The following is a 12,693-nucleotide window of genomic DNA, read 5'->3' on the forward strand; positions in this document are numbered from 1 at the left end:
GAGCTGCCCGGAGGGTCCGCCCGCACCGAGGACATCACGCTGCGCCTGGTCGAGCGCGGTGGGCGGCTGCTCATCGCGGGGGCGACGGCACGCTGGCGGCCGTGGCCGCCTCGACCGGATCCGGGTCACCGGCGACGAAGAGGTACTCGACGTTGCGCAGCCGGCGGACCTCACCGACCCGCTGGCCGGTCGGGCCGTGGATGCCGATCTGCGCCCCGACGTACCGCTTGCGCTCGAAGGCGAGGACGGCGACCTCGCGGTGCCCGGCGTCGCGCAGCATCGTGGTCATCTGCGCGGGCTCGATCCACGACTCGTCGTTGTAGGAGACCACCACGACGTCGGCGCGCACCCGGGCCAGCACGTCACCGAGCGCGGCGGGCATCGTCCGGCGGCTGTTGAAGACGCTGCGCCGCTCACGGGCGTCCACGCGCTTGCACGCGACGCCGTAGTGCTCGGGGGCGTCCCAGCGGACGAGGGTCTCCCAGATGTGGTAGTTCGCGAAGTACCGGTGCTGGTTGTAGGGCGGGTCGACGTAGGCGAGGTCGACGACCGGCAACACGTCGACGGTGTCGAGCACGTCGCCGCCGATGGTGGCGCCCGGACCGGCCAGCAGCTCGGGGCGGCGCACGTCGAGCTCGCCCAGCGCCCGCGGTGCCCACTGCTTGAGGTAGGCCATCTGGACGCCGGTCGTGGAGTCGACGCGGTCGGCCGCGAGCATCAGGCTGGTCAGCAGGATCGGTCGTAGCGGCGCCCCGGGCGGGTGGTCGCGCTCGATCGCGTCGCGGATGGCGTCCACCCGCTCGCCGTTGCGGGGCTGGAAGAAGCGGGCGCGCTCGCAGAAGGTCTCGGTGAAGTAGCCGCGGTGGCCCGGTAGCGCGCCGAGCCGGTCGAGCTCGGCGGCGAGGGCGGCCTCGTCCACCGTCCCGGCGTCCGTGGCGACGTAGCAGTCGCTCAGCACGGTGGAGTACGACGCCAGGTCGGCCGCGGTGACGAACAGCCCGCGCCGCTTGAACTCCTGCGCCACCCGGGTGGTGCCGGTGAACAGGTCGACCGCGGTCCGCGCACCCGTCGCGGCGGCGATCTCCCCCAGCACCGGCACCAGGGTGCGCTTGGAGCCGAGGTACTTGATCACGCCGGGAGCCTATGTGCGATGTGGCCCACGTCTCAGCAGGCGCGACGGTCCGCAGGTGTGGGAACCCGGGAACGGGGGAAGGGAGCCCTCACCAAGACCCTCCGGGAAGGAACCCCCATGAACGTCAAGCTCGCCCTGCCCGCTGCGCTGCTCGCGGTTCTCTCGCTCAGCGCCTGCGGGGACGACGAGAGCCCGTCCGCCAGCGACCCGACCCCGGAGACGACGTCGGAGACGCCCAGCGAGCCGGAGACCGAGCTCGAGACGGAGACCGAGGAGACCGAGGGCACCGACTCCGGTGACGCCCCGCTGTCCGGTGACGTCACCGCCCCCGGCACCGAGCTCTCGATCGGCGACACCGCGATCCTCCCCGTCACCTACGGCACCAACGGCCAGGCCACCCTCGAGGTGACCGTGACCGGCATCGAGGAAGGCACCAGCGCCGACCTCGAGGCTGCGAAGGTGAAGAACGCCGCCGACTACACGCCGTTCTACATCCAGATGGAGATGAAGATCCTCGACGCGAACGACGACTTCGGCTCCTACGGCCCGGGGAGCGACTTCGACGGCCTCACCGGCAGCTCCAAGGCCGGCAGCCTCATCGTCTTCGGCGACTTCGAGCCGTGCAACGACGACGCGTTCGAGTACGACTCGAAGGTCGGCGACACCGCCACCACCTGCGTCCCGGCGCTGACCACCAAGGGCTCGGTCGTCGACGGCGTCCAGTTCTCCGGTGGCACCGACGAGTACGACCAGTTCGACGGCAAGCCGGTCGTCTGGAAGTGACCTCACCGGTGACCCGCTCCTGACACCCGGAGCCGGGCACCAGCACCACGAACACCACCCCCGGTCGGCCCACGTGAGCCCGGCCGGGGGTGGTGTCTGTCCGGGGCCGCCGGGCCTGGCCGGGGCTGGCCGGGTCTGTCCCCGGGCCCGGTCGGGTACGGCCAGGTCGTGGGCGAGATCCGGGTGGGCACGTCCGGCTGGTCGTACGCCAGCTGGCGCGGCGACTTCTACCCCGAGGGGCTGCGCCGGGCCGACGAGCTGGGGCACCTGTCCCGCCGGTTGACCTCGGTCGAGGTCAACGGCTCCTTCTACTCGCTGCAGCGGCCGTCGTCGTACCGCTCCTGGCGGGACGCGACCCCCGACGACTTCGTGCTGGCCGTCAAGGGCGGGCGGTTCATCACCCACCTCAAGCGGCTGCGCGACGTCGAGGCGCCGCTCGCGAACTTCTTCGCCTCCGGCGTGCTGGCCCTGGGCCACAAGCTGGGGCCGGTGCTGTGGCAGCTCCCCGAGTCGCTGTCGTACGACGCCGGGCTGATGCGCGACTTCTACGAGCTGCTGCCGCGGACCACCTCCGCGGCGGCCGAGCTCGCGTCCCGCCVCGACGACCGGCTCTCCGGCGACCGGGCCCTCACGACCTGCGAGGTCGACCAGCAGGTCGCGCACGTGCTGGAGTTCCGCCACCGGTCGTTCTGCGAGGACGCCGCGCTGGAGCAGATGCGCGAGCACGACGTCGGCTGCGTCGTCGCGGACTCCGACGGCCGCTGGCCGCGCGCGGAGGCGGTCACCAGCGGCGTGGTGCACGTCCGGTTGCACGGGCACACCGAGCTCTACCGCAGCCGCTACGCCGCACGCTCGCTGGACGCGTGGGCCGGGCGGTGCCGGCGGTGGGCCGAGGAGGCGGACGTCTTCGTCTACTTCGACAACGACGCCGCCGGCCACGCGCCGCACGACGCCGAGGCGCTGCTGGAGCGCCTGCGCTGACCGTGGCGCAGCCGCGGCGAGGCTGCCATGCTCGGGACATGGTCGACGCTCCCGCTCCCCTGCAGCCGCTCGACGAGGACTGGCAGCGGGCACTGTGCATCGTGGCCCACCCCGACGACATGGAGTTCGGCGCGGCCGCGGCAGTCGCCCGCTGGACCGGCCAGGGCAAGACGGTCGTCTACTGCATGGTCACCAGCGGCGAGGCCGGGATCGACGGCATGCACCCGGACGAGTGCCGCGCCGTCCGCGAGGCCGAGGAGGTCCGCTCCGCACAGGTCGTCGGCGTCGACGTCGTCGAGTTCCTCGGCCTGCCCGACGGGATCCTGGAGTACGGCGTGCCGCTGCGCCGCGAGCTCGCCGCCGTCGTACGCAAGCACCGGCCCGACGTCGTCATTACCGGCAACTTCCGCGACACCTGGGGCGGCCGCTCGCTCAACCAGGCCGACCACATCGCCGTCGGCCGGGCCGTGGTCGACGCCGTCCGCGACGCCGGCAACCGCTGGGTCTTCCCCGAGCAGCTCACCGACGGCGTCGAGCCGTGGGGCGGCGTGCGCGAGGTGTGGGCGTTCGGCTCCCCCGAGGCGACCTACGCGGTCGACACGACGGACACCTTCGACGCCGGCGTCGCCTCGCTGGAGGAGCACTCGGCCTACATCGAGGGCCTCGGCTGGGAGAACTGGGACCCCCGCGAGTTCCTCGAGGGCTTCGCCCGCCCCACCGGCTCACGGCTCGGCACCACCTTCGCCGCCGCGTTCGAGGTGTTCCCGATGGGCTGGGGCGACTGACGCCGCCCGGACGCACTCGATAGGGTCCGAGGCACCCGGGGCGGTAGCTCAGTCGGTCAGAGCAGAGGACTCATAATCGTCCGGGAATGGCGCGGTTTCAGGCGTAGAAACCGGCTGATCGAGACTTTCGCGCTCCTCTCGCGCTCCTCGAATCGGCGAGCCTCCGGGGAGCGGGCATCGGTCGGCATGGGCCGGGTCGGGCCGTGAGCGCTTTCCCCGCAGTGCGGCGTAGCCGACTCATCCGGCCTCACAGCATCGGCTGACCCGGTACAGTCGACCTCGCAGTCCCCACCCCGGTCAGAATCCGGGAGGGTGACCGGCAGTGATCGGCAAGCGTCCCGGCTGAGTTTGGCTGAATGGGCACCCCTGAGAGCGGGTGCGGCGGAAACTCCCCGAGGACCGGCTCAAGGGTCAGGCTCAATGGTCATGTCGCCCGTTGGCGCGACAGGCGTGCTTCCCATCTCACGGGAGGTCACTGACCCAAATGTCCACTACCAAGAAGCGCAGCGCCGCAGCCGGAGCCGCAGCGCCATCCATTTCCCTGACGCATCCGCTCGATGAGCACGGCCTTCCGGTAGGCATCGCGACTCTGACTGAGGCGCAGGTCTGCGAGCGGTTCAACGTCACCCGGCGCCAACTCCGTCGATGGCGCACCGGCGAGCATCCGACCCTGCCGTGCTTCCGGCCCTCTGGCCCGCAGTCGCCACCGCTGTACCGGCGCTCCGACCTCATCGCCTGGCTGTCGCGCTGAGCCCTGCCCGTCTGGTGGGTGGGGTGCTGGCCATTCGCGCATCGCTCCCCACCCCTCTCAGAGCAGACAGCGGCAACACATCGCTGGCGAAGGCTCGTCGTAGTGGGTCCCCGAAATGGGGTCCTGAAACGGAAGGAGAAGGACGTGGGCCGACCACGAATCGGGGTGAGTCGCCGGGTGGTGATCCCGGACGACCTGCTCACAGACCTGCGGCTTGTTGCCGCGATGGAGGGGACGCCGGTGTCCGTCGTCATCCGAACGGCGCTCCGTCACTACGTCACGTGCCGCAAGCCCGATCGGCGGTCGGCGTCATGACCTGGGGCAACCGCTACCGGCGCGGACCCGAAGCAGTCACCCCAGCCGACCGCATCGAAGCGGCACGGCTGGCTGAACAAGCAGCAGACCAAAGGAGACGAGAGATGGCAGGGCGAGAGAAGTCGGTGACGGGGATTCTGCGAGCGCAGCTCCGCACCGACGAGGCAAAGAGGGCAGTCGGCTCCCTGAACCGCAAGATGTTCGCGAACCATCCCGAGCAACACCACCCCGGCGAGGACCTGCCGCTGTTCGTCGGCCTTGCGGTGGGTGGGGCGCATGACCGCGCTCTCGTGGACCGCCTCGACTTCTCTAAGCCGTTCCGTTACTCGTCGCTCGATCGACACTGGAGAGCTGCGTTGAAGAAGGCCGACGTGCCTCCGATGCGCTTCTACGAACTGCGCCACGCGGGCATCAGCCGGCACGTCTCCCGGATCGGCCACGACGGCGCGCTCACGCTCAAGGAGATTCAGGAGCGAGCCGGACACAGCAGCGCGACCATGACGCTTGACCGATACGCGAGGAGTTCGCGGCGCGACGGCGTCAAGCGCCGTGCGGCCCTCGATGCTGCGTCCGTCGCGGAGAGCGCCACCAACATCACGGTATTGGCACCGAGGAGGCTGGCCAACTGACGCAACTCTGATGCTGCCCCGCCCGCTGGAACGGTGGCGCGGGGCAGCATCACATCGGAACTGCCTGTGGATAACTTCGACCCCGGCCTTGCTTTCGGCCCGCGCCTTCGCTCACACTGGAGTGGACCGAGCATAGTTACATCGTTGTAGTTCGTTGTCCAGCACCGGCGGCTTTCGGCGTGGTGTTCGACAGGCAGGCGGGGTTGCTACGTGAGGTCACCGGGGTCGAAGGCCCAGCGTGTGCCGCTGCGCTCACAGCGGTGGAGGACAGAATCATGCAGTTCGAACTGAGACGGGCGTCCGGCCCTCAGCCGTGGTACTGGCTGATCCGTGCGTCCAACGGGAAGGTCCTCGCGACCAGCGAGACCTACTTCAATCGCCAGGACGCGATCGACGCCGTGGCGAGTGTCCAGAAGAACGCGGCAGGTGCCCCGTTCTACGACATGACGAAGGCGGCCTGACCATGCCGGGGAAGCGCGGTCGAAGCGCGAGCACTGGTCGGTTCGTCAAGCAGTCCACGGTCAAGCGTCATCCCAAGACGACCGTGAACGAGTCCGTCAAGAAGTCCAGCAAGAAGAAGTAGCCGGGCACTGTCGGGCGGGGAAGCCGCCGAGTGCCCAACAGGGAAGCCCCACACGCTCCGAAGTGGTAACGACACCTCGGCTCGGGTGGGGCTTCTCCCTTGTATCCAACGCCATCGAGGTCGCGCCGTCACTACCGTCCTGCCAACTGGACGCGACCTGATGGATAGGCTTCGTGCCCTTGGGCCAGTAGCTCAGCTGGTAGAGCAGGACACTCATAATGTCCCGAGTCGCAGGTTCGAGTCCTGCCTGGCCCACCACCCGGCTGTTACACGTTCGGCCAGCGCCACCGCGTGTAGATCTGGCGGGCCTTGGTGGTCTCCCTCTCGTTGCGCTTCCACGTGCGCACCTGCTTGCGATCCTGCGGGAACGGCCGCACGCGCTTCTCCGAGAGCACGCCGCGCTCGTTGCGGAGCCAGCGCTGCCCGGTCATGTCGGTGAACTCAAGGCGGGCTTGGGGCGGATACAGGTCCGCGTGCCAGTCGGCGTCCTTTGGAGAGAGCGACCGCGACTCACTCGGCCCCAACCACTCCCAACTCTCCACAAAGGGGGTGTCGCCTTGGCCGCTCATCGGGTCTGCGTAGTGACCAGCGGTGAAGAGCGCCAGCATCACGTTTGTGATCGGCTCCTCTCCGCCGTTCTTCACATGTACCGCTCCGGCGCTGGTGTCAATCCATGCGATGACCCGCGAAGCGTGGCGCTTGCGGTTGTCGCGAATCTCCCGTCGCAGAAGAACGAGACCGAGCGCCAGGGTTAGCACGGTGCCCACCGAACCAACCCACTCGGCAGCGTTGCCCCACTCGATGTTCATGCGTCCCCATTTCGGATCGGTGCATGGCACTTGACGCAGATCGTTGGCCCGGACTCCTCTGACGTCTCGTGACCTCCGGTCGTCTCGCAGAACTCTTTGTCGCGCTCCATGCGGTCGTTGAACTCGACCACGTCGGCCACCATCGGGTCGTTGAGCACGTAGCCGCCACGCTCCTCGTCGCGGGTCCACAGGCCGACCATGCACAGTTCTGTTGCGGTCAGCGTCGTCTCGGCGCTGATCGCATTGAGGTAGTCATCTGAGATGAAGCCGGGTGTGCCGTCCTGCACGCTGTTGACCATTGCGAAGCCGTGGAGTTGAAACGCAGCACGAGACACGATTGGTGACTCGTCGTCGTCCTCGTCGGACAGGCTCATCCGGAGGTATGTGGTGTGGTCGTCGTCCTCTGGATCGCTCACGTTCAGCATCGTGGCACGGCGAGCGGACAAACATACGGAAATGCCCCGGTCTGTGGTGGGGGCGCGTGACCTCGGACGCGCTGCAAGCGATTTGCAGCGTTGAACGGTCGAATCGGGCCGAGGGACCGGCGTGACCCTCCGAGGCCGTGCAGGGCCTGATTGCACACGTGCAGCGGTGCCGTACGCAGCGAGGACCTTCCCCGGATCTCGCTGGGGGCGTCCCGGACCGCTCCCGCGCTCCTGCGGCGCTCCTCCGCTCGGATCAGGCCGGGCGGGCAGAGTTTCCGCTGGTCGGAGCGCCGAGGGCGTGAATCCCGCTCAACGGAGCGGCATTCTGTCGTGAATGGAGTTCGACCCTCTCGAACCCATGCCGACCCTTTCCGACCGCGCGGAGCCTCCCATAATCCTTGGGTCGTGGGTTCGAGCCCCACCCGCCCTACGACGCGCTCGGTGCTGGTCACGACGGCCGGTGCCGGCTCTGCCAGCATGGCGCCATGGACACGCTGCGCTCCGTCGCCCTGTTCGTGGCTGCCGCCGTCGCGGAGATCGGCGGCGCCTGGCTGGTGTGGCAGGGCGTGCGGGAGCACCGCGGGTGGTTGTGGGTCGGGGCGGGGGTGATCGCGCTCGGGCTCTACGGGTTCGTCGCGACGCTGCAGCCGGACGCGCACTTCGGGCGCATCCTCGCGGCGTACGGCGGCGTCTTCATCGCGGGGTCGCTGGCGTGGGGCATGGTCGCGGATGGCTTCCGCCCGGACCGCTACGACGTGGTCGGTGCGCTGGTGTGCCTGGCCGGTGTCGCCGTGATCATGTACGCGCCGCGCTCGGCCTGACCTCGACGGGCGGCGGCTCGAGCAGCATGCCGAGCCAGCGCGCCGGGACATACCCCCACTGGGCCTGCTCCTCCGGCGTCATCGTCGCGACGCAGCGGCGCCAGGACTCCACGCGGGCGAGCCGGGCGAGCTGCAGCGAGGCGGGCAGGGCCTCGCGCAGGTCGGCCATCGGGACGAGGTCGTTCCAGACCTCCAGCCCGGCGTCGGCGATGCGCCACAGCCGCGGGTCGTCGCGCCCGGCGCCGAGCTCGCGGCTGGCGATGTGCAGCGGGATGAGCAGGTTGGCGAGGGGCTCCCCCGCCACGGCGTCACCGAAGTCGAAGAAGCGCAACGTCCCGGCGAGGGGGACGACGTTGGCGGCATGAAGGTCGTTGTGCACCAGGGTCAGCGGCAGGTCGAGGTCGTCGACCCGGTCCGACCACCGCTCGACCGTCGGCAGCAGCGCCTCGAGCCGGTGGGCGACGTCGGGGTCGAGGCGGCGCGGGTCCCCCGGGGCGAGGGCGGCGAGGCGACCGACGGCGTCGGCGACGTACGTCGACGCGTCGCAGGGCTCCATGACGGTGAGGCCGAGGTCGACGCCGGTGGTCGCGACCCGGCGCTGGAGGGCCGCGGACTCGGCGACGACGCGGCACCAGGCGTCCACGTCGGTGGCACGGCCGAGCTGCTCGAGGGTCGGACCGAGGTCCTCGGTGAGGAGCAGGTCGCGCTCGGGGTCGGCCGCGATGACCGGCACCAGCTGGTCGGGGGCGACCCGCGCGAGGTCGCGGACCAGGCGGGCCTCGAAGGCCTGGCCGGGGCAGKTCGKCTTCAGGTACGACGTCCGGGACCCTACGCGCACCCGCCACACGGCCGACCACGGCTGSCGGGCGACGACCTCGATCGTCGCCGGCCCGTCGACGGCGTGGGCCACGAACGTGCGGAGGCCGGCGAGGAACTCCTCGTCCCCCCACACCGCGCTGGTCCACGTGCCCACCTGCGCAGCGTGACCCACCGGGGTCACCCTGCGCCAGCGGGTTTCCACGGCAGGACGACGCCGGGCCGGGTGGGGAGCTCCCCACCCGGCCCGGCGCCGGTGACCTCTCTCAGGTCAGGACAGCGGCAGCAGCGCCGTCACCTGGGTGAGCAGCGAGCTGACCACCGGGTTGGTGGACAGCTGGCCGACCACGTCGTCCACCGCCTGGTCGATCGCGTCGGTGAGCCGCTCGGCCGCCGGCGACGGGGTCGCCAGCGGGTCGAAGACGGTGCCGAGGCCGACGGGCAGCGGGTTGTTGTAGACGGCGACGCCGGTGCCCAGCAGGAAGTCGACCACGAGGCAGCCGGCCCCGACCAGCGTCTCGCTCGCCGACCAGGTGCCGGTGCCGAGGAAGTCCATCGTCCGGGGCTCGACGGTGCTCACCCCGCTGAGGAACGGGTTCACCCACACCGGGTAGCCGTTGGGCTCGTCCACCGCGGTGTCGACCCCGAGCACAGCGGTGGCCGTGTTGACCAGCGCATCCGACCGGAAGCGACCGGTGACGTGGTAGAGCGGGCCGCCGACGACCGCGCCGAGCGGGCCGACGCGCGGCACCTCCGGCAGGAGGTCGGACCTCGTGACGGTGTAGCCGTGGTCCTCGTTCGGCGTGAACCGGTCGGGGGCGGAGTCCGAGCTGGCGCTGTTGGTCGCGCACGCCCCGCCGGTCAGGCGCAGCGAGCTGTAGATGTCGAGCACCACGCCGGCCTGCACGGTGGCGTCAGAGGCGATCTGCACCCCACCGGGCTTCGTGGACGGGTCGACCTGCAGGCCGTTGAGCAGGCTCAGCGACACCTGCTGGTCGCCGGTGCCCACCCGCACCTCGGTCGCGAGGATCGAGGCGAGGTCGACGCCCTGGGCCGCGGCGCCGGCAGCGAGCTTCTGCAGCAGGTCGCGGTAGTAGCCGTCGTTGGTGGTCCCGAGCGACAGCAGGGTGCGGGTCGTGCCGTCCACGGTGGCGTGGGCGACGAACGCCCTGGTGTCGAGGTCGAAGACGCCGACCAGGCCGTTGGGGTCGGCCGCGGTGGCCGGGCGGTCGATGATCATCAGCCGCGGCGTGCAGCCGAAGGACGGCTGGCACGGGTAGGCCCTCGACGGCAGGCAGGCGGTCAGGTCGTCGAGGCAGGCCTGCGGGTTGTTGGGCAGCGCGAAGGCCCCCTGCAGCCCGTAGAACTGCTGGTTGCGGCCGGTGCCCGCGAGCGGCAGGTCGCCGTCGTACAACGGCGAGGTCTTGCTGCCGACGGCGACCTCGTACTCCGCGGGCTCGATGTTGGCGCGCACGGCACCCTTGCCGAGGACGTCGACGAACTGCGCCGCCCACGGCCGGTACTCGAACGTCTCGGTCGTCACCACGGGTCCGGGCGTCACGTTCTTGCCGAAGCCGGTGCCGAGGGTCTCGGGGGTTGCGAAGGAGCAGGCGCCGAGGCCGGTCTTGACGGTGTTGTGGTCGGTGGTGGTCACCGTGTAGACGCCCGCGGGCTCCCCGGCGAGCGACACGTCGACGTTCATGCCGTGGTGCGCGTTGCCGGAGAAGTCGCCGCGGTAGTTGGCGTTGGCCGGGCCGGGCTGGGGGTCGAGCGGCTGGTTCGGCGGGCTGGTGAGGAACGGGAGCAGCCCGAGGTCCCGCACCGGCGACACCCGGCTCAGGACCGTGCTGCCGTCAGGCGCGGTCACGGTGACCTCGGTCCGCGGGGAGGCGTTGGTGCCGTTCGGGTTGTCGCCCCTGCACCCGGTGAGCGCGACGGTGCTCGCGGGAGCAGGGGCGAAGTTCTGCGTCGCCGCGGTGCGGGCGTGGTGCATCGCCACGCGGTCGACGTCGATCGTCACGGAGTCGCCCCGGACGACCGGCGGGTCGCCCGGCTCGGCCGGCGAGACGGTGGTCCCGGCACTGGCCGGGCCGAGGCCGGCTCCGGCCGAGACGAGGGTCGCGACGACGGTCGTGGCCAGGACGGTGGCGCCGAGCCGCCGGAGGTGCCGGGAGGTGGGCGCCGCACGACGGCGCCGGCGGTGCTGGGTCATGCGCTTCTCCTTGGGGAGCCGTGGCCCCGAGGCCGCTGGAGAGTGCCGGCTGGCAGGCACAGCGTGGTGCACGTCACACCTGCCTGAGAAGTGCTCGGGAACCATCGGAATGCACACCCGTCACGTCCGTGACGTCGCCGTCTCGGGGCTCGTTGAGCCTCGGTCCCTCGCACCGCCTCGCGGCGTCGGGCTCAGCGCAGCGGCGGCAGCTGGACCCCGACGACGGTCCGCCCCGGGGCACTGGACAGCGAGACCGTGCCGCCGTGCGCGGCGACGATCGCCCGCACCAGGGCCAGGCCGAGACCCACGCCGTCGGACCGGTGGCGGGACACGTCGCCACGGGTGAACCTCTCGAAGGCGCTGTCGACGAGGTCCGCGGGGAAGCCCGGGCCGTCGTCGTGCACGTCGAAGCCCCGGGCACGGGCGACCACCCGGACCGTGGTCCCCGGCGGCGTGTGCCGGCGCGCGTTGACCAGGAGGTTCGACACGACCTGGTGCAGCCGCCCGGCGTCGCCCGTCACCTCGAGCTGCCGGCCGTCGGCCGGCAGCTCGATCTGCCAGTGGTGGTCGGGAGCCACGACCCGGGCGTCCTCGACCGCCTCCACCAGCAGCCGGCTGAGGTCGACACGCTCCTGGACGAGCGGTCGTCCGGCGTCGAGCCGGGCGAGCAGGAGCAGGTCCTCGACGAGGGCGGTCATCCGGCCGGCCTCCTCCTCGACCTTGACGAGGGCGAGCTGCGCGGTGCCCGGGTCGCCCTGCCGCCGGGCGAGCTCGGTGTAGCCGGCGATCGTGGTCAGCGGGGTGCGCAGCTCGTGGGAGGCGTCGGCGACGAACTGCCGCACCTGCTGCTCGCTGCGGTGGCGCGCGGAGAGCGAGGTCTCGACATGCGCGAGGAGCCGGTTCAGGGCGAGCCCGACCTGACCGGCCTCGGTCTGCGGATCGGTGAGGTGCTCCGGCACCCGCTCGGTCACCCCGACCTCGCCGGACTGGAGCGGGAGCTCGGAGACGGCGTTGGCGGTGGCGGCCACCTCGGTGAGCGGCCGCAGCTGGCGCCGTACTACGGCGGAGCCGGCCGCCGCCGCGACGAGGATGCCGAGCAGCGCGAGCGCCAGCTCCCAGCGCACGAGCGAGGCCGTCGCGGCGTCGACGTCGTCGGTCGGCAGGCCGACGACCCGCTGCGCACCGCCGGTCGCGGTCCCGGACACGACGCGATAGGTGCCCTGCCCCGGCACCTCGACGGTCTCGGCTCCCCCGCGCCCCGCCCCCTCGAGGGCGGCGAGCGCGGCGTCGTCGAGGGGCACCCCGACCGGGCCGGCGCTGCTGTCGGCCAGGACGTAGCCGCGGTCGCCGTCGGCGGAGAAGGTGGCAGCCAGGATGCCGACCTGCTGGCCGAAGCCGCCGCGGCCCCAGGGCCCGCGGCGGAGCGGGGCGTCCTGCCGGCCCGGCGTCCCGGCGTCGTCGGCCCCCGGCGGGGTGACGCCCGCCGGCACCAGCGCCAGCCGCTGGAAGGCGGCCTGCACCTCACGGTCGAGCCGGTCGGTCAGCCAGGCCCGCATGCCGACGGTGGTGACCGCACCCACGAGCAGGGACACCACGGCGACGAGGGCCACCGCCGTGACCACCAGCCGTGATGCCAGCGAGCGCGGGACCA

At 71.3% G+C, this 12,693-nt stretch carries 13 protein-coding genes and 1 tRNA gene; 8 read left to right on the forward strand and 6 right to left on the reverse strand.

The window, feature by feature from the left end:
* Positions 1–70 precede the first annotated feature (70 nt).
* Complete coding sequence (locus L615_RS13790; protein WP_145725434.1) at positions 71–1,132, reverse strand: DNA adenine methylase; 1,062 nt, start codon at positions 1,130–1,132, stop codon at positions 71–73.
* Positions 1,133–1,249: 117 nt separating this feature from the next.
* On the opposite strand from L615_RS13790, the gene L615_RS13795 reads away from it, so the two are divergent.
* The 7 genes from L615_RS13795 (at position 1,250) to L615_RS13825 (ending at position 6,217) form a co-directional block, all read left to right on the forward strand.
* Positions 1,250–1,915 (forward strand): hypothetical protein, encoded by a 666-nt coding sequence (locus L615_RS13795; protein WP_145725435.1) that lies wholly within the window; start codon positions 1,250–1,252, stop codon positions 1,913–1,915.
* Positions 1,916–2,083: 168 nt separating this feature from the next.
* Positions 2,084–2,896 (forward strand): DUF72 domain-containing protein, encoded by an 813-nt coding sequence (locus L615_RS13800; RefSeq protein WP_145725436.1) that lies wholly within the window; start codon positions 2,084–2,086, stop codon positions 2,894–2,896.
* Positions 2,897–2,934: 38 nt separating this feature from the next.
* Positions 2,935–3,681, forward strand: coding sequence for a PIG-L deacetylase family protein (locus L615_RS13805; protein WP_145725437.1), 747 nt, complete (start codon positions 2,935–2,937; stop codon positions 3,679–3,681).
* Between the two features lie 484 nt (positions 3,682–4,165).
* Entirely contained in the window at positions 4,166–4,432 is a 267-nt protein-coding gene (locus L615_RS13810; RefSeq protein ID WP_145725438.1) for a helix-turn-helix domain-containing protein, read from the forward strand.
* 311 nt (positions 4,433–4,743) lie between these two features.
* Entirely contained in the window at positions 4,744–5,376 is a 633-nt protein-coding gene (locus tag L615_RS13815; RefSeq protein WP_145725439.1) for a hypothetical protein, read from the forward strand.
* A gap of 275 nt (positions 5,377–5,651) precedes the next feature.
* Positions 5,652–5,837: a DUF1508 domain-containing protein gene (locus tag L615_RS13820; protein ID WP_145725440.1), complete on the forward strand. Its 186-nt coding sequence runs from the start codon at positions 5,652–5,654 to the stop codon at positions 5,835–5,837.
* 303 nt (positions 5,838–6,140) lie between these two features.
* Positions 6,141–6,217: transfer RNA gene (locus L615_RS13825), tRNA-Ile, on the forward strand.
* Between the two features lie 8 nt (positions 6,218–6,225).
* Here L615_RS13825 and L615_RS13830 read toward each other — a convergent pair.
* Together L615_RS13830 and L615_RS13835 are read right to left on the reverse strand one after the other, a co-directional pair.
* On the reverse strand, positions 6,226–6,768 hold the full coding sequence (locus L615_RS13830; RefSeq protein ID WP_145725441.1) for a hypothetical protein: 543 nt from the start codon (positions 6,766–6,768) through the stop codon (positions 6,226–6,228).
* Positions 6,765–7,184: a hypothetical protein gene (locus tag L615_RS13835; RefSeq protein ID WP_145725442.1), complete on the reverse strand. Its 420-nt coding sequence runs from the start codon at positions 7,182–7,184 to the stop codon at positions 6,765–6,767. Before L615_RS13835 ends, L615_RS13830 begins: the two co-directional genes overlap by 4 nt.
* A 494-nt stretch (positions 7,185–7,678) precedes the next feature.
* Between L615_RS13835 and L615_RS13840 the strand changes: the two genes are divergently transcribed.
* A complete protein-coding gene (locus tag L615_RS13840; protein ID WP_028656814.1) occupies positions 7,679–8,014 on the forward strand; it encodes a YnfA family protein in 336 nt (111 codons plus the stop codon).
* Here L615_RS13840 and L615_RS13845 read toward each other — a convergent pair.
* From L615_RS13845 to L615_RS13855, 3 genes are all read right to left on the reverse strand, one after another.
* On the reverse strand, positions 7,989–8,987 hold the full coding sequence (locus L615_RS13845) for a phosphotransferase (protein ID WP_145725443.1): 999 nt from the start codon (positions 8,985–8,987) through the stop codon (positions 7,989–7,991). The two genes, L615_RS13840 and L615_RS13845, sit on opposite strands and share 26 nt — an antisense overlap.
* Before the next feature lie 114 nt (positions 8,988–9,101).
* On the reverse strand, positions 9,102–11,042 hold the full coding sequence (locus L615_RS13850) for a hypothetical protein (RefSeq protein ID WP_145725444.1): 1,941 nt from the start codon (positions 11,040–11,042) through the stop codon (positions 9,102–9,104).
* Positions 11,043–11,233: 191 nt separating this feature from the next.
* Positions 11,234–12,664, reverse strand: coding sequence for a cell wall metabolism sensor histidine kinase WalK (locus L615_RS13855; RefSeq protein WP_261376693.1), 1,431 nt, complete (start codon positions 12,662–12,664; stop codon positions 11,234–11,236).
* Positions 12,665–12,693: the final 29 nt, after the last annotated feature.

This window comes from Nocardioides sp. J9 (assembly GCF_007829375.1).
Lineage (GTDB): Bacteria > Actinomycetota > Actinomycetes > Propionibacteriales > Nocardioidaceae > Nocardioides.

Excerpts from the sequence above, each read along its gene's own strand:
- L615_RS13810 (WP_145725438.1), top strand. The coding sequence starts at position 4,166 with ATGTCCACTACCAAGAAGCGCAGCGCCGCAGCCGGAGCCGCAGCGCCA.
- L615_RS13815 (WP_145725439.1), top strand. The coding sequence starts at position 4,744 with ATGACCTGGGGCAACCGCTACCGGCGCGGACCCGAAGCAGTCACCCCA.
- L615_RS13820 (WP_145725440.1), top strand. The coding sequence starts at position 5,652 with ATGCAGTTCGAACTGAGACGGGCGTCCGGCCCTCAGCCGTGGTACTGG.
- L615_RS13840 (WP_028656814.1), top strand. The coding sequence starts at position 7,679 with ATGGACACGCTGCGCTCCGTCGCCCTGTTCGTGGCTGCCGCCGTCGCG.
- L615_RS13795 (WP_145725435.1), top strand. The coding sequence starts at position 1,250 with ATGAACGTCAAGCTCGCCCTGCCCGCTGCGCTGCTCGCGGTTCTCTCG.
- L615_RS13850 (WP_145725444.1), bottom strand. The coding sequence starts at position 11,042 with ATGACCCAGCACCGCCGGCGCCGTCGTGCGGCGCCCACCTCCCGGCAC.
- L615_RS13830 (WP_145725441.1), bottom strand. The coding sequence starts at position 6,768 with ATGAACATCGAGTGGGGCAACGCTGCCGAGTGGGTTGGTTCGGTGGGC.
- L615_RS13805 (WP_145725437.1), top strand. The coding sequence starts at position 2,935 with ATGGTCGACGCTCCCGCTCCCCTGCAGCCGCTCGACGAGGACTGGCAG.